This window comes from Stenotrophomonas sp. PD6, from assembly GCF_049199305.1.
GTDB lineage: Bacteria > Pseudomonadota > Gammaproteobacteria > Xanthomonadales > Xanthomonadaceae > Stenotrophomonas.
Map to the genome: position 1 here is coordinate 460,182 of NZ_JBLZQD010000002.1, position 15,904 is coordinate 476,085.

Consider the following 15,904-nt stretch of genomic DNA (forward strand, 5'->3'; position numbering starts at 1 on the left):
AGGTCTCCTTCAGAGCAGTCGCGCGGTGACGGCGGCGATTTCCTGGCGTCGCGCGGCGATGAGTGCTTCGAACCGGCAGCACTCCAGCTGCGCGGCGCGTGCGATGGCGACGATGCGCCGCTGCTGCGTCAAGGGCGGCAACCGCAGCACCAGCTGCTCCACCGCGATCTTGCGCACGCTCTTCTGGCGCGATCCGGCCGACTGGCGGCGCAGCTGTTCCTGCGCCGGCGGCTGGTTGAGCTGCCAGGCAAGGAAAGCGGGCAGCACCGTGTCGGTGGATGTCACCCGGATCACGTACAGGTGCGGGGTACACACCGTGCCCGGGGCAGGCGAGCACAGCAGTGCACCCACCGGGCGATTGCCACGCGCCGTCAGCAGCACGTCCTCGTGCCGTACCCACTCCGGCTCCTTGCGCGGGCGCAGCCGCGTACGCAGCAGCGCGTGCGGGTCGTGCAGTCCCGAGGCGGTCACGTTCTTCAGCTGGATCACCCGCACCGGCCCATCGGCAACCTCGGCGATCGCACCCCGGAACGGGTGGCCCTGGCGCACGCTGGCGATATCGGCCAGGCGCAGAATCGGATGCAGGATGCTCATGGGCTCCACACGAAGCAATCGTCGGCTGATCTGGACCATATGGACATGGAGAGCTCACCACGTTGGGAGTACGACATCATATCGATTTTTCAGGTATTGGGAAATTAGATATAACTTTCGAAGCCGCCCTATCAATATGCGCGGTCATGCCAAAAACCATCCATCGACCCGAGTACGCGCTGCTTGTTGATCTGGTACGCGCGATGCGTCTGAAGGCAGGCCTCACACAGTGCGACGTCGCAGAGAGGCTGGGAGTCACGCAATCGAAAGTCAGTGACGTAGAGCGCGGCAGCCGCCGATTGGATGTGATCGAGCTGAGAGACTTGGCGCGCATCTGCGGAACATCACTTCCGGACGTTGTGGCTGAGCTGGAGTCCAGCTTGAGGAAGAAACGCGTTCCTCAAGGAACAAAGGGACAGTAATCCTCTGATCCTGACGAGTTCGTCCATGTCAGCGGTCACGCACGGGAAGGAGGGCGCTCGGCGTGCGTTCGCGATCTTGGCCAGTCGCAGAATCGGGTGCAGGGTGTTCATGGGTTCCAACCTTGCGTGGCGCGGAAATGAGCGTCAATGTGGCGCCTCGCATCATTCGGAATGGTGCACAACGCCCCCGGGAACTGGAATGGATCGCTGGGTTCCTGAGAGGCTGCGTATCTCGCGATTGATTACTGCAGAGTGTTGATCAATCGCGTTTCAACGCGTGCGCAGAATGCAGTCGTTCCGGCCTGCGCCGGGATCCGTGTTCAGGGTGATGACTACGCTAGCTGCCGGAGAACGTCATCAGGGAATGACATCACGGCATAAGCGAAGGGAAGTTCAGGAAGGCCATTGATAACACAGCATTTGACGATGCCGTACTGCGCGGACTTGACGAATTTGTATGGAAATTGCCACGCGGCCTTAACCCTGCGCTGCACACGATTGCTCCGACCGCGGCATTCCGCACGCGGCATCCGGAGACCCGACATGTCCCAGCAGCGCAAGCAGAGTTCGCAGAGCCAGCGTGGTGAGCAGCAGGAGCGCGGACGCGAGCAGCAGCAACAGCAGCAGGAACAGCAGCGCAACCAGAATCAGCAGCAGGGTTGGAAGGACGAGGAAGAGTGACGGCGGGCGGCATCGATCACCATTGAAGGCCCCGCTTCGGCGGGGCCTTCATCGTTCAGCGGTCGCCATCAACTCGTCTTCATACGCCGAGAAGCGCTGCAGGTCGAAGGTATCCAACCGCATCGCCTGCGCTGCCGTGGAGAACGCCAGTGTCGCCAGCACACGCTCGGGGTGCCGCGCCCACGGCGGCACGTAACGGGGGGCGGCGATCAGCCCGGTGTCCCGGTACGGAGCGAGCGTCACCAGGTCGCCGAGATCGACCCGCCCGCAGAACATCAGGCGCAACGTATCGCCGCGATTCTCATGCAGGGCGCGCTTGATGAAGGCGGTGACCAGCAGTAGCCCCTCCAGGTACGCCCCGTCCTTGGTGAAGCACACGCGGCCGCGCACGTCGCCACCGCGGAAGATGCGGGCCGCGCTGCGGTAGCTGTCCACCTCTGATTGCCCGGCCGCGAGAAACGCGCGGAACACCTCGATGAAGTCCGCGCCTTCCAGCGCCTCCTGCAGCCGTACCACCCGCAGTGCCAACCGCCGCAGCCGGTTGATGTCCATGGCCCCGGTAATGATCTCCGAGAATGTCGCCAGCCCCTCCTGCGTGCGGGTGGTGCGCGGCGCGCCAGCACCGAGGCAGCGCAGCCAGGGCTGGTGCTTGCCATTGAGCAGCGTGGCCGAGTGGATGAAGGCCTCGTGCTCGACCAGCTGGTCCAGGTCCAGGGTCGAGAACAGGGCGTCCGCGCGCAGGCGGATGACCTTGCTGCCGGCGGCGGCCTTGGAGGCCAGCTCCGTATCCAGCACCACCTTGACCGGGTCATCGGTGAAGAACGGCTCGATCCGTTGGCGCAGCAGCACGGAGAAGTCCGGGGCAGGGATGTCGTACTGGATGCGGGGCACGTACTGCGAGCCGATCAGCCGATCGGTAATGGTCAGCATTTGCGCCGCCGACTGCGCGGTGGTCGTTGCCTGCGAGCGGTACTGCGTGCCGGGCTGGCCGTACAGCAGCGTGGAGCACTCGGTGAAACGTGGCGTGCCGATGTTGGCCAGCATGATGGCCGCGATGCGGTAGCTCCAGGCGGTGCGGTACAGCCAGTCGCCCACCGGATGGCCCCGGTCCAGGTGCTGCAGGATGTTGTCCAGCGCGCCGATGGTGTCGGCATGGTCGACCGGCTGGGTCGGTGGGGCCGGCATCTGCGGTTTGCCGGCGCGCCACGCGTCCAGGAAGCGGGTCTCCAGCTCGATGGGCCACGCCAGCCCGGACAGCACGCGAATCCTGTTGCCCAGCTTGGCCAGCCGGGCATCCACCTCCAGCAGCGGCGCAAGCGCAGGGTCCGCCTGGGTGGGATCAGGGGTGGGCGGGGAGGTGACGTTTTCCACGGCATTACCCGGTGTTGAGGCACCTTCCCACTGTGTTGGCCGCCCGTTGCCCCGGCAACCGCGCTTCTACCTGCCCGGGATCAGCAAATGTACTGGGCGCAGGTGAATGCGGGTGCCAGTTCAGCCCGCCGCCGGCGCGGCCACGCGCCAGCCCTGCTCGGGGTCATCCAGCTCGCCGGTACGCACATCGCCCAGCGTCACCGCGATGCCGCGCGCGTTGGGCAGCACCTTCTGCTCGGGGAACCAACGGCGGGTGGCGTCCACCACGATCAACAACCCCTCGTCGTCGCCCACGGCGGCGAAATGCGGAACGGGCGGGCTGAGGTAGCCCAGCCCGAAGGCCGCTTCGGCGCGTGCGCCCAGTGCGGCTACATCGGCGGTGGGCAGCCCCACCTCGCTTACGCAGGTCAGCTCGCTGCCGTGGAACGCGCCAACGCGGCCGGATGCGGGCAGCCGGCGTCGCCCGATCAGCTCCAGGATCAGCCCGTCGGGCCCGTCGAAGTAGATGGATTCCGAATCCCAGCGCCCGCCGAAGGTGAAATGCGCTTCGCCGGCCGCATTGCGCTGCAGCGGCGTGCGCGCCAGCAGCCACTCGGTGGCGGCGTTGAAGCGATCCGCCGGTACGTTGAAGGCCAGGTGCACCCCGCCTACCGGATCATTACCCGCCGCGTGCAGTTGCAGCGCCGTCCAGCCGATCCGTACCACGTCCTCCTGCACGGGCAGCTGCAGCACCTCTGCAAAGTAACCGCCTACCTGGGCAACATCGGATACGGGAAGCTGGATCGTGTGGATTCGCATGGAACAAGGCACCGGAAGCAGCAGGAGATGTCAAAAGGCTGACATCGCGTCTTGGGATAATGGACTGTCAGCCCACTATTGTGTGATGTGCATCACGTTAAATACGTGCTTTGCATCACGCATGTCGTTATCGCCCCGGGTCGTGGGCGGGATGTGAACGCCATCGCATTGGCGCGCCGCTATGCTACGCGCCCCGGCGTAGTGTGATGTGCGCCACGACACGAATCAGGAGGATCCGTTGTCCCACTCCCGCCCCATGACGTTGCTCGCCCTGTCGCTGAGCATCCTGCTGGCCGCGTGCAAGCCCGACGCCGCCGCCCCGGCAGCGCCCGCCGCACCTGCCGCCGCCGCGCCCGTCGCCACAGCACCTGCTGCTCCTGTTGCCGCGCCGGCCACCGCCGCCGATGCGTCGGCGACCTGCGCCTATGCAGACTTCGATACCTTCCTTCCGCATTTCGGCCGGGAGATCGCCCTGCAGGAGAAGTCGGTCGCCGATCCCCTGCTGAGCGAGCGCTACGACAGCGAAGGACATGATGAGCCGACGCTGGTCAGCGAGAAGGTCCCGCTCAGCGAGGTGACCTGGCCGGTCATGCCCAATCCGTCCGGTTTAAAGGACATGGGCCGCGAGATGCAGGTCAGCCGCCAGGACGACGGCAGCATGAAGGTGCTCATCCGCACGCCCGATACCAGCAACCAGCAGTCGTACTACTTCGCCCAGCGCCCGTGCTGGCAGCTGGTGCGCATGACGGACGAGTCGATCTGATCCAGGCGGCCGGCGCGCGTGCGCGCATGGCCGCCCCACAACGGAGTGTGTGATGTCGACCTTGCGTTTCGTTCCCCCGCTCGCGCTGGCCCTGCTGCTGGCCGCGTGCAATGCACCCTCCGGGCCGGCTGGCAGCGCCGCCGCCCCGGATGCCGCCAACGCGCCTGCGAGCGCAGCGGCCGCTACCCCTTCACCCACACAGCAGGAAGAGAAAGGCATGCACAAGGAATGCCCAGGTGCAACGTTGCACCTGACCGCGTTGCCGGCCAAGGACGGTGAAACCACCCGCACCCGACTGGAGATCGATAAGGACGGCCAGCGCCGTGCCATCGACGCCCCGGCGGAGATGAGTGACTACACCGCCGTGGGCCTGGCCTGCGCGGAAGACAGCAAGGGCGCATCGTATTTCGTGGTGCAGTACGGCGAACTGCCGTTCGGCTGCGCGTTCTGCGAATGGTTCTATCTGTACGACGCCGACGGCAAGCAGCTGACCCACAGCACCCCGCCACTGCGCGGCGACGCCGATGCGCAGTCGCCCAACAACGACGAGTATTCGCAGTTGATCGCCAAGCTCGGCATCACCCATCCGGAGGTGGACTACATCGAAGAGTGAGCTGGACATCGACATGACGTCGATGCGCGTTGACCGGAACATGGTGTCCGGTAGGTATTGACCGTTGGTCAATACTCTTCAAAGGAGCGGTACCCCTTAAGGAAAGCCTCTTTCTCATAGAATGGATAGCACAGACATGCCTAACGACATCTACACCAACATGGTGCAGCCGCCCGGCGCGGCGTACCGCAGCAGCCAGATCGAATCGTGGAGCCACTATCGCGAGCCGATCGACGAAAGCCGTCCCCTGCATGGCCAATCGCGCCGCTGGGGCGACGCATCCCCGGAAGTACAGTCGCGCGTCATCGACTCGCTGATCGAGTCCTCGCGTGATGCCGGCCTCACCCCGCGCGAAACCGCGCACGTGCTGGCCATCGCCCGCGTCGAATCGGGTTTCAATCCCGATGCCGCCGCCGGCACCACCTCGGCCTCCGGCCTGGGTCAGTTCATCGACAGGACCGGCAAGCACTACGGTCTGAACAACGCCAACCGCTTCGACGTCGACGCACAGTCCGACGCACTGGTGGCGCACTTTGTCGACAACCGCAACCTGGCCCGCGACCGTGGGCAGGGCGAAGATTACATCTACAAGTATCACCATGACGGCCCGACCAAGGATTACGGCGGCCTGGGCCTGTCGCACCGCAAGGTCGCCCCGCATCTGGATGAGTACGAACAGTTCGTCAACCAGCGCCTGAGCCAGACCCAGGGCCAGACCCATGCGCCGACGCATGCCCCGGCCCAGCCGCACCCGGCAGCGCCCGCTGCCGCGGCTGTCGCCGGTGCTGGCGCGGCCAGCCATGCGGCCGGCCAGGCACGCTCGTACGACCACACCATGCAGGTGATGCTGCCGCCGCAGAATGGCGTCAAGCCGCACATCACCGGGCACTTCGGTGAACACCGTGGCGAGAAGAGCCACGGCGGCAGCGACTTCAACTACGTGGGCGGCCAGGCCGGGCGCAACCTGCAGCACCCGACCATCCATGCGCCGATCGCCGGCACCGTGACCTCGGTGGGCGGCAAGTACGGCACGGTGATGATCCAGGACGCACAGGGCAACTCGCACCAGATCCTGCACATGCAGGACACCAAGGTGAAGGTCGGCCAGCACGTGCAGCCGGGCGATCCCATCGGCACCATGGGTGGCCGTGGCCCGCAGGGCGCGAACCAGTACGCCCAGCACGTGCACTACCAGATGAAAGATCCGTCCGGGAAGCTGATCAACCCGGAAACCTACTGGAACAAGGGCGTCCAGCAGGAAGCGGGCAAGCATGGCCATGCGCACGATCATGACCACGCACCGGCCGGCACCCTGCGCAAGGGCGACCGCAGCGACGAGGTGGGCAAGCTGCAGGAAGAGCTGAACCGCCTGGGCGTGCGCGATGCCAACGGCAACCGCCTGTCGGAGGACGGCAAGTTCGGCGACAACACCCGTGACGCGGTACTGGCCTTCCAGAAGCAGCAGGGCCTGAAGGAAGACGGCGTGGTTGGCCGCGATACGCTCGGCAACCTGACCGTCGCGCAGTCGCAGGGCGCCGATACCCGCACCGCCGCCGGTCCGCTACTGGGCGACAAGGGCCATCCGGACACGGCGCTGCACAATGCGATCCGTGGCCAGCTGCCCGCTGCCATCTCCAATGAAGCGGCCGCCAATGTGACGCTGCAGGCCAAGCAGGCCGGCATCGATTCGGCCGAGAAGCTGCAGAGCGTGACCGTGCAGGATGGCAAGGCCTTCGTGATGGGCACCACGCCGGGCTATCGTGCCGCGGTGGACCTGAGCCACGCGCCGTCGGTCGAACAGACCAGTGCGCAGTTGCTGGGCAACAACAGCCAGCAGCAGAACCAGGTGCAGGAAGAGCAGCAGAAGGTCGCCATGGGCCGCTGAGCCCGAGGTCTGACCGACGCGTAACGTGTGTGTAGTGATGAGGCCAGCCAGGGAGACCTGGCTGGCTTTTTTGCTGCCTCCACGAAGGCCGCCATCGAGGCAGAGTGAACGCAGGCTGCAGGTGAGTGGGCGGCGCTGAACCACGCCACTGGTAAACTGGGCCGGATTGCTGGAATGCCAGTGCAAGCCGCCGTGCGAAGGGTTGAGTGTGATGGATAGGAGCAGCCGACCACCGGCTATTGAGCTGGTTGCCATCGACATGGATGGCACGCTGCTGGACCCGGCACACCGGCTCACGCCACGCGTGAAGCAAGCCATTGCCCGTGCCCGCGAGCAAGGGGTGCGGATCGTGCTGACCAGTGGCCGGCCCGTGTCGGGCCTTGCCCCATTCCTGGACGAGCTGGGGATCAACGGGAGCGGGGACTACTGCATCGCCTGCAATGGCGGGCTGGTCACGCGCGTTGCCACCGGTGAGGCGGTGGTGGAATACCCGCTCAGTTTCGACGACTTCCTGTTCTGCGAGCAGCTCGCGCGCGAGCTGGGCGTGCACTTCCAGGCGCTGGATGGCGAACGGCTGTATACGCCAAACCAGGACATCAGCCTCTACACCGTCGCGGACTCGCACTTGTCACGCGTGCCGCTGTCGTATCGCAGCGTACGTGACATGGACCCGGAGATGTCCTTCATCAAACTGATGATGGTCGATGAGCCACATATTCTGGACGCCATCATCCCGCAGTTGCCCGCCGCGTTGACCGAACGCTTCGCCGTGCTCAAGAGTGCCGCGTTCTTCCTCGAAGTCTTCGACCAGCGCGCAGGCAAGGGGCCGAGCCTGCAGAAGCTGGCCGAACACCTCGGTATCGACCGTACCCAGGTGATGGCCATCGGCGACCAGGAAAACGACCTGAGCATGCTCCAGTACGCAGGCACCAGCGTGGCGATGGGCAACGCGGTCGATGCCGTCAAGGCGACGGCGCTACATCAGACCGCAACGAATTCGGAAGACGGCGTGGCCCTGGCCATCGAGCGTTTCTTGCTAAGCGACGCAACAGATCGATAACGCTTCGTGCTGCACGACGCAGCACATCACCACCGTTTCGCGGTGCACATCGGTAGGGTCGGTTATTAAACGACCGCCCTCGGCAGTACACGATGCATTGACGCATGGACCCAAAACGGAGCGACGCTTCTGCTATCAAGCGCCGCGCACCGCACCCTCCTGCTGTGCGACATAAGCATCCCAAAGCGCCGGCAGATCCTCGCCGGTATGCTGCTTCCACAACGCAGGCGTGTAGGCGCCCTTCCGCAGTGCCGCATCCAGCGCCTTCACCAATCCCGGATGCGCAGCCTCGCCCCACTTCAGGAACGCACCGGTGACGCGGTAACCCGTATCCACCTTGTGTTCCGCCTTGACCTGCGCGGGCAACGCCCAGCCGCCGGCGCCGTTGTCGACACCGTAATGATCACGCGCGTAGTCGGCGATCCCCTCCACCAGCCACGAAGGCGCCTGCTCGCTGGCGTAACCCGGGTAGCCCTGCACGATGTGCATGGCCTCATGGGTGACCAGGTCGGTGTCGTTGGGGTGCTTCTCCAGCCAGCGCGGGTTGATGGTGATGGTGGCCGATTTCTCCTTCTCCCCCACGTACGCAACACCGTCGTAGGACGGGTCCATGACGATGCGCACGCTGGACGGTGCCGAAGGATGGAAGTCGCGTCGCTCGCGCGGATAGGTAGCGAAGAACGTCGCGATGATGCGGTCACGCACCGCTGCCACCGTTGAGCCGCTCTCGTCCTGATAGGTGAGGGTGACCCCGTCGCGGGTCTGTTGAATCTCCGCAGCGTGCGCGGTGGGGAAGGCGAGGGTTGCAGCGACGACAGGGGCGATCAGGCAACGGCGCAAACGCATACGTGGCACTCCAGGACGGGACGGGCAACCGCGACGATCCTGCAACAGCGCCATGGTCCATGGCAAGTGCCATTTCGTTCGATCTAAGCGCTTGAAAATGGTTTCATTTCAAATTATTGACAATCTATTTAGATCGATCTAGAAAAGTGCACCCCCACGCCCCACGGAACCCCTCTACACACCCAACCCTCCTGCACCGATGCGGCGCCGGGAGACCTTGTACTGGAGATCTGCAAGATGAAGCGCACGTTGCTGTCGTTGCTGGTGTCGTCCGTACTGCTCCATCCCCTGGCCGCACAGGCACAGGCATCCCCGCCCGCTGAAGATGACGCCACGCCGGCTACCCGCCAGCTCGATGCAGTGAACGTCACCGGCTCCCTGATCCCCCGCGCGCAGATCGAAGGCCCTTCGCCGGTGACGACCATCACCGCCGAGGACATCGAGGCGCAGGGCTTCACCACGGTGTTCGACGCGCTGCGCTCGTTGCCCATGGCCAACGGCTCGGTACAGGATTCCCAGGGCACCGGCTCCTACACGCCCGGCGCCAAGGCGGTGAGCCTGTTCGGGTTGGACCCGAGCTACACGCTCACGCTGCTCAATGGACGCCCCCTCAACAGCTATCCGCTTGCGTACAACGGCAATACCAGCATCGTGGATATCGCCAACATCCCATTGGGCATGGTTGAACGCATCGACGTACTGACCGGTGGGCAGTCGTCGGTGTATGGGTCCTCAGCCGTGGCGGGCGTGATCAACATCGTCCTGAAGGACAAGGTAGAGGGCACGCACTTCCGCTACCGCGCCGGCGGTTACAGCGACGGTGGCGGGTCGAGCCAGCGCTTCATCTTCAGCAGCGGCCATACCTTCGGCAACCTGGATCTCAGCTACGGGCTGGAGTACACCAGGCAGAAGCCCATCTTCGCCTCCGACCGCAGCTACATCGACAGCGTCAACGACAGCCCGACCGGCCCACAGGACCCCTCGCGCACCTTCCTGCGCATGCAGATGTCCCCCAACGGCTATATCGACCCCGGGCAGGCCACCTGCGCGCCGCTGTCCTACCTGTTCGGTGGCAGCACAAGCTACGCGCATCGCAACGCAGCGGGGACCGGCTACTACTGTGGCAGCCCAAACAATGTCGGCACCGCCACGCTCTACAACAAGAGCGAAGACGTCAACGCCACCACGTTCCTGCGCTATCACCTCAGTGAAAACACCGAGCTGTACTCGGACATCCTTTTCAGCTTCGGCCGACCCACCTATTCCGGTGGCAGCCCCTTCTGGAACAAGACCTTCTACAACCAGACCACCGGCAACTACGAGCAGTGGCAGCGCATCTACGCACCCGAAGAAGTGGGCATGGATGCGAAGGACCAGCGGGTCTACACCCGCTCGCTCAACATCACCGCCGGCGCACGTGGCGGCCTGGGTGATACCGGCTTCGACTACGACGTGTACGTGAACCGCTCGAGCACGGACGTCACCCGCAAGTCCACCGACTTCCTGGCGACGGCCGGCATCGACGACTACTACCTCGGCCCACAACTGGGCAAGGTCAACGGTTACGACGCCTACGCTCCGAACCTTGATGTGCTGTACCGGCCCCTGACGCGGCAGCAGTACGACCAGTTCAGCGGCACCAACCGTGCCGCCTCGTCGGCGTCGCGTACCGGGGTCACCGCGCTGGTGACCAACACGTCGCTGTTCGGGTTGCCGGCCGGTGACGTCGGTTTTGCGATGATCCTGCAGGGAACCCGCGAGAAGTTCTTCAACCAATCGGCCGACCCCAATGCTTCGGTCCTGTTCCGTGGCCAGACGGCAGGCACGTCGGCAGAGGGTCAGCGTGACCTGTACGCGGTGGGTGCCGAGCTGCAGGTGCCGATTTTCGACACGCTCAACGCCAACCTGTCGGGGCGCTACGACAAGTATTCCCTGCAGGGCGGCGGCGGCAATGGCAAGGCGACCTGGAAGCTCGGCCTGGAGTACCGCCCGATCGAATCACTGCTGCTGCGCGGCAGCTACGCAACCGCGTTCCGCTCGCCGGACATGTTCTACCTGTACTCCCGCGAGAGCAGCGGCTACACCACCAACGTGGACACCTTCCTGTGCCGGCAGGCCGGGTTCACCTCCGAGAACTTCGATGAGTGCCCGCAGTCATCGCTGCAGGTGCTGTCCTCCAGTACCGGCAACCGCGACCTGAAGGACATCACCGCGGAGACCTTCACGTATGGTTTCGTCTGGTCGGCGCTGGACAACGCCCTGAACCTGTCGGTCGACTACAACTCGGTGAAGATCGAGAACGAAGTCTCCATCCTCGGCACCGACAGCATCCTCGCCACCGAGGCCAACTGCCGTCTGGGAACCTCGGAGAATGGCGATGTGGCGTTCGACATCAACTCGCCGACCTGCCGCCAGATCCTCGCCCAAGTACAGCGCCTGCCGGCCACCGACCCGCTCAACCCCAACGGCGTCTCCAAGGTCTTCTCCTATCCGATCAACCTGGCCAAGCAGCGCCAGACCGGTATCCAGGCCTCCGGCGATTACCGCTGGAAGGCGGGGCGCGCGGGCGATTTCGGCGTGAGCGCCGGCTACTACCGCCCACTGAAGCATGAACTGCAGCAGCAGGAAGGCGACCCGGTATACGACATGCTCTGCTGCGGTTACTCCAATGAGCTTCAGTACCGGGCCACGCTGGGAGTGAACTGGAATATCGGTGCGTTCAACACAAACGTGTATGGCGTCCGCAACGCCCGGACCTGGAATGCGACGGGAGAGGAACGCAACATCGGTCCGTGGACGACCTGGAACGCCACGGTCAACTACCGCATCAACAAGCTCGCCAGCGTCCTGTTGACCGCCAACAACCTGACCAATGAGCGCCCGCCGGTGGATGGCACCAACGGCAATTGGCCGTACTACGACCAGGGCGTGTACAACGCCTTTGGCCGTTCGATGTTCGTGGAGTTGTCGTTGGACTTCCAGTAACCGAACGTGGAGGCATAGGCGGTGGTGCTCCGTCGCATCAGGGGGAGCACCACACGTCTCGCTGTTCACGAGAACGCTTGAGCAGGCGGCAGCGAGCTGGCGGTGGTATGTGCGGCGCCAAGGCTGACTATCCGTCGAACAGCGTCGCCGAATTGCGCTCCCAGCCTTCAAGGACTGCCTGTGCGGCTGAAAGCCCGCCATCACCCAGCGAAGCGTTCAGCATGCCAAGCTTTCGCTGGGTTTCCTTGTGCATCGGCATCGAAGAAAGTATCCGTAGCGCTGCCTCCGCCGATGGGAGATCGCCCGCGCGAACATGCGAGATGATTCGTACCCACATCCCGTTGTCCCCCTGGATGCTCTCTGCATCGAGATAGGCCACCAGATCCTTGGCAGACGCTACGCCAAGCATCTTCCTGGAATACACCTCGTAGGCCTCGGAAAAGCAACGCCCGGAACCCGCGCATGTGGCGACTCTATGGCCAAATGACATATGGAGAAATGAGAGGTCATCGTACGTGGGCAGCACAAACGTCCATAGGTAGATGGATGAAGGTGGCGCGTCGACTGCAATGCCGGACACCACATCCGCGGTGTGGAGAGCGATGAGAAAGTTGCCCTTGACGCGCAGCCCCATCCTCCTGGCTTCCCGCTGTATCTCACTCTTTCCGGACTTCATCATTCTCTGGCCTCATGCCTTGAAGAACGCAGCAAAATTCTGTTGTGCGCGGTGCGGTGTCTTTGTAGCTTCTGATACCCGCCGCAGAGAGGCTGTATCGCGGAAGTTCCGACCCAGAAAAGTTACTTTGCCGACGCACTCTTGCGTAGGTTCGTGACCTTGGATTCATTTGAAGGTCTTCCTCCCAGGCGTCCGTTTGCACGTGCAGCAGCACGCTTGGCGTCACTCGTGGACGCGCCGCCCGACTTGCCGAGCAACGCAGCCATCCATTTCTTGCTGCCTAGCACGCCCTGCAAGAGCGACGGCACGTGAAGGTCGACGTCCAGCTGAGGCCAGCTCAAGCCCAGGCCGCTGGGGCTGATCTCGATGTTCTCCAGTTGGCGCGCGCTGGCTTCGGCAAGTCCTTCGACCCGATCAGCGGGAATCGAGAGCTGTACACCGGTGACGAGCTCGACCACGACACGCCGTGTGGACCGCTGATACTTCGCGGAGACCACGGCGCCGCTCTTTTGCAGGCGACGCATGCGTGCGTTCGCCTGTTCGTATTCAAGCTCGGATATCGTCATGAATCCTTCTCCAGTGAGCGCACAGGCGGGGCACCATTTCGGCCAGCCGGGGACGAAGGCCGCGGAGGGTGCCTAGAGTGAACCCGGTGTTGCTCCTAAGTTCGGGCGGCCCGGAGGGACATCTCAAAAGAAAGACGGCTTCGGAGCCGCCTCCAATGATATGCACATGTGCGGGACCATGGTCATTCGGATAGATGACCACTCTCAATCCATTGATTCGGGCGACGTTCGGCATGGAGCGAGCCTAGAATAACCCAAGCGTATAGGTTTCAACGTGACGCACAGTTGGAAGCTTTTCGCCCCAATGACTCCCGGAATTGCGAGGTCAGTCGCGCTTCCAGACACAGAATCAGCCCGCGCCACCCCGATCCACCTGCCGGTAGCCGATGGCCTCGGCCAGATGCGCGGTCGCGATCTGGTCGCAACCGGCCAAGTCGGCCACCGTCCGGGCCACGCGCAGGATGCGGTGCATCGAACGTGCTGACAGCTGCAGTTGTTCCACGGCGGTCTCCAGCAACTGCTGGTCGTCATCCGCCAGCCGGCAGTGCTGGTCCAGCTCGCTGGGCAGAAGTTGCGCATTGGGTCCACCACTGCGCGCGAGCTGCACCTCCCGCGCAGCTACTACCCGTGCACGCACGCAGGCGCTTGCTTCACCCGGTGGGGCGTCACTGCGCAGTTCGGACGGCTCCAGCCGGGGTACCTGCACATGCAGGTCGATGCGATCCAGCAACGGGCCCGAGATGCGGCCGCGATAGCGTGCGATGCTGTCCTGGCTGCAGCGGCAGCGCCCGCTGCGGTCGCCGGCCCAGCCGCAGGGGCAGGGGTTCATGGCGGCCACCAGCTGGAATCGCGCCGGAAAGGCATCGGTGCGCGCGGCGCGGGCGACCATGACCGCGCCGGATTCCAGCGGCTCGCGCAGCACTTCCAGCGTGTGGCGGCTCCACTCCGGTAGTTCGTCCAGGAACAGCACGCCGTTGTGGGCGAGCGAGATCTCACCCGGACGAGGATGCGCGCCGCCCCCGACCAGCGACACTGCGCTGGCGGTATGGTGCGGTGCGCGATACGGGCGATGGCGCCAGCGGGCGGTGTCGATGCCGGCGCCACTGCAGGAAGCGATGGTGGCCGTTTCCAGCGCCTCGGCTTCGGTGGCGTCGGGCAGGATGCCGGGCAGGCGCGAGGCGAGCAGGGTCTTGCCGCAGCCGGGCGTGCCCATCAGCAGCAGGTGGTGCCCGCCGGCGGCAGCCACTTCCAGCGCGCGCCGTGCCTGCTGCTGGCCGCGAACGTCGCGCAGGTCCGGCACCGCCAGCGGCGTGACCGGCGCCGGTACCGCATGCGGCAGCGAACGGTCTGCCAGTGCGCCGCAGACTTCAAGCAGGGTGCGGGCGACGCGCACGTCGGCATGTTGGGCCAGTGCGGCCTCGGCGCCGTTGCTGGCCGCGACCACCAATGTTCGGCCCAGACCTGCGGCGGCAATGGCGGCGGGCAGCGCGCCGTCCACCCCGCGCAGCTCACCGGTGAGGGCCAGTTCGCCCAGGAACTCATAGTCGGCCAGCAGATGGCGGTCGATCTGGTCGCTGGCGGCGAGGATGCCCAGCGCGATGGCCAGGTCGAAGCGACCTCCTTCCTTGGGCAGGTCGGCCGGGGCCAGGTTGATCAGGATCCGCCGCTGCGGGTACTCGAATTGGGCGCAGACCAGGGCCGCGCGGACCCGGTCGCGCGATTCGCGCACCGCCGCCTCGGGCAGACCGACGATCTGCACGTGGGGCAGCCCACCGGAGAGAAGGACTTCGATCCGGACCGCGGGCGCATGGACGCCGGCGCGGGCACGGCTGTGCACCAGCGCCAGGCTCATGGGGTTTCCTTTACGGGGCCGGGCGCTCGGCCGGCGGTTGGGCGGCCGCTTCCAGCGCGGCGACGGTCTGCTCCAGCGCGTCCAGCTTCTCGCGGGTGCGCAGCAGCACGGCACGCTGTACGTCGAATTCTTCCCGGGTCACCAGATCCAGCCTGGCCAGCCCGGCCTGCAGCGCGCTCTTGAACGTGGCCTGCAGTTCTTCGCGCTGCTCGCGCAGCCCCGGGGGGACCATGTCGCTCAGGCGGCGGGCAAGGTCATCAATTTGGTTGAGGTCAATCATGGTGTCTCCGCTGGTGGGGGCATTCTCGGCCTTGCCGGCCGTGACCACCATCAGGCTGGTCAGGCTTCACGGGTAAGGATAATCCGCAGCGCACAGGGTGGTGGAGCCCGGCTGCATCGCGTTCATCGGCGGACAGGCGTTATCCTCTGCCGCGAAGACAGGAGCCAACAGATGAAGATGGTCATGGCGGTGCTCAAGCCGTTCAAGCTCGACGACGTGCGCGAGGCGCTGGCCGAGCGCGGCGTCACCGGTATCACGGTCACCGAGGTCAAGGGCTTCGGGCGGCAGAAGGGTCACACCGAGCTGTACCGCGGTGCGGAGTACGTGGTGGACTTCCTGCCCAAGGTGAAGATCGAGGTGGCGGTCACCGACGGCCAGGTCGACGAGGTGGTGGAAGCGATCGTCAAGGCGGCCGGCACCGGCAAGATCGGCGACGGCAAGGTGTTCGTCTACGACCTGGGCAGCGTGGTGCGCATCCGCACCGGCGAACTGGACGCGGACGCGCTGTAGTG

Annotated in this window: 17 protein-coding genes; 8 read left to right on the forward strand and 9 right to left on the reverse strand. The window is 64.9% G+C overall.

Features of this window, described 5'->3' with window-relative positions:
• Positions 1-9 precede the first annotated feature (9 nt).
• Positions 10-594, reverse strand: coding sequence for a restriction endonuclease subunit S (locus ACOZHM_RS04845; protein ID WP_421567862.1), 585 nt, complete (start codon positions 592-594; stop codon positions 10-12).
• 146 nt (positions 595-740) lie between these two features.
• Between ACOZHM_RS04845 and ACOZHM_RS04850 the strand changes: the two genes are divergently transcribed.
• Entirely contained in the window at positions 741-1,016 is a 276-nt protein-coding gene (locus ACOZHM_RS04850; protein WP_421567863.1) for a helix-turn-helix domain-containing protein, read from the forward strand.
• A gap of 543 nt (positions 1,017-1,559) precedes the next feature.
• Complete coding sequence (locus tag ACOZHM_RS04855; protein WP_421567865.1) at positions 1,560-1,697, forward strand: hypothetical protein; 138 nt, start codon at positions 1,560-1,562, stop codon at positions 1,695-1,697.
• A gap of 48 nt (positions 1,698-1,745) precedes the next feature.
• Here ACOZHM_RS04855 and ACOZHM_RS04860 read toward each other — a convergent pair whose 3' ends face one another.
• Together ACOZHM_RS04860 and ACOZHM_RS04865 are read right to left on the reverse strand one after the other, a co-directional pair.
• Positions 1,746-3,068: a flavohemoglobin expression-modulating QEGLA motif protein gene (locus ACOZHM_RS04860; protein WP_421567866.1), complete on the reverse strand. Its 1,323-nt coding sequence runs from the start codon at positions 3,066-3,068 to the stop codon at positions 1,746-1,748.
• A 120-nt stretch (positions 3,069-3,188) separates the two neighbouring features.
• On the reverse strand, positions 3,189-3,866 hold the full coding sequence (locus tag ACOZHM_RS04865; RefSeq protein ID WP_421567868.1) for a VOC family protein: 678 nt from the start codon (positions 3,864-3,866) through the stop codon (positions 3,189-3,191).
• Positions 3,867-4,104: 238 nt separating this feature from the next.
• Here ACOZHM_RS04865 and ACOZHM_RS04870 point away from each other — a divergent pair, with 238 nt between their 5' ends.
• The 4 genes from ACOZHM_RS04870 (at position 4,105) to yidA (ending at position 8,187) form a co-directional block, all read left to right on the forward strand.
• Positions 4,105-4,629, forward strand: a complete 525-nt coding sequence (locus ACOZHM_RS04870; protein WP_421567869.1) for a hypothetical protein — start codon at positions 4,105-4,107, stop codon at positions 4,627-4,629.
• A gap of 52 nt (positions 4,630-4,681) precedes the next feature.
• Positions 4,682-5,242, forward strand: a complete 561-nt coding sequence (locus tag ACOZHM_RS04875) for a hypothetical protein (RefSeq protein WP_421567870.1) — start codon at positions 4,682-4,684, stop codon at positions 5,240-5,242.
• 136 nt (positions 5,243-5,378) lie between these two features.
• Positions 5,379-7,127 carry a peptidoglycan-binding protein gene (locus ACOZHM_RS04880; RefSeq protein ID WP_421567871.1) on the forward strand — a complete coding sequence of 583 codons (1,749 nt, stop codon included), beginning with the start codon at positions 5,379-5,381 and terminating at the stop codon, positions 7,125-7,127.
• A 211-nt stretch (positions 7,128-7,338) separates the two neighbouring features.
• Positions 7,339-8,187: a sugar-phosphatase gene (yidA, locus tag ACOZHM_RS04885; protein ID WP_421568111.1), complete on the forward strand. Its 849-nt coding sequence runs from the start codon at positions 7,339-7,341 to the stop codon at positions 8,185-8,187.
• Positions 8,188-8,322: 135 nt separating this feature from the next.
• Here yidA and ACOZHM_RS04890 read toward each other — a convergent pair whose 3' ends face one another.
• Entirely contained in the window at positions 8,323-9,033 is a 711-nt protein-coding gene (locus ACOZHM_RS04890) for a basic secretory protein-like protein (RefSeq protein ID WP_421567872.1), read from the reverse strand.
• 237 nt (positions 9,034-9,270) lie between these two features.
• On the opposite strand from ACOZHM_RS04890, the gene ACOZHM_RS04895 reads away from it, so the two are divergent.
• The gene (locus tag ACOZHM_RS04895) at positions 9,271-12,018 is read left to right on the forward strand and encodes a TonB-dependent receptor plug domain-containing protein (RefSeq protein WP_421567874.1); all 2,748 of its coding nucleotides are present in this window, start codon (positions 9,271-9,273) and stop codon (positions 12,016-12,018) included.
• A 127-nt stretch (positions 12,019-12,145) separates the two neighbouring features.
• Here the strand turns inward: ACOZHM_RS04895 and ACOZHM_RS04900 are convergent, their stop codons facing one another.
• The 5 genes from ACOZHM_RS04900 to ubiK all read right to left on the reverse strand — a co-directional run bounded on the left by ACOZHM_RS04900 (position 12,146) and on the right by ubiK (position 15,392).
• Complete coding sequence (locus tag ACOZHM_RS04900) at positions 12,146-12,697, reverse strand: hypothetical protein (RefSeq protein ID WP_421567876.1); 552 nt, start codon at positions 12,695-12,697, stop codon at positions 12,146-12,148.
• 119 nt (positions 12,698-12,816) lie between these two features.
• Entirely contained in the window at positions 12,817-13,260 is a 444-nt protein-coding gene (locus ACOZHM_RS04905) for a DUF2442 domain-containing protein (RefSeq protein ID WP_421567877.1), read from the reverse strand.
• Positions 13,241-13,495, reverse strand: coding sequence for a DUF4160 domain-containing protein (locus ACOZHM_RS04910; RefSeq protein WP_421567878.1), 255 nt, complete (start codon positions 13,493-13,495; stop codon positions 13,241-13,243). The genes ACOZHM_RS04905 and ACOZHM_RS04910 overlap by 20 nt, the downstream gene beginning before the upstream one ends.
• 114 nt (positions 13,496-13,609) lie before the next feature.
• The gene (locus ACOZHM_RS04915; RefSeq protein WP_421567880.1) at positions 13,610-15,112 is read right to left on the reverse strand and encodes a YifB family Mg chelatase-like AAA ATPase; all 1,503 of its coding nucleotides are present in this window, start codon (positions 15,110-15,112) and stop codon (positions 13,610-13,612) included.
• Positions 15,113-15,122: 10 nt separating this feature from the next.
• Positions 15,123-15,392, reverse strand: coding sequence for a ubiquinone biosynthesis accessory factor UbiK (gene ubiK, locus ACOZHM_RS04920; RefSeq protein WP_421567881.1), 270 nt, complete (start codon positions 15,390-15,392; stop codon positions 15,123-15,125).
• Between the two features lie 171 nt (positions 15,393-15,563).
• Between ubiK and ACOZHM_RS04925 the strand changes: the two genes are divergently transcribed.
• Complete coding sequence (locus ACOZHM_RS04925) at positions 15,564-15,902, forward strand: P-II family nitrogen regulator (RefSeq protein WP_068854331.1); 339 nt, start codon at positions 15,564-15,566, stop codon at positions 15,900-15,902.
• Positions 15,903-15,904 lie beyond the last annotated feature (2 nt).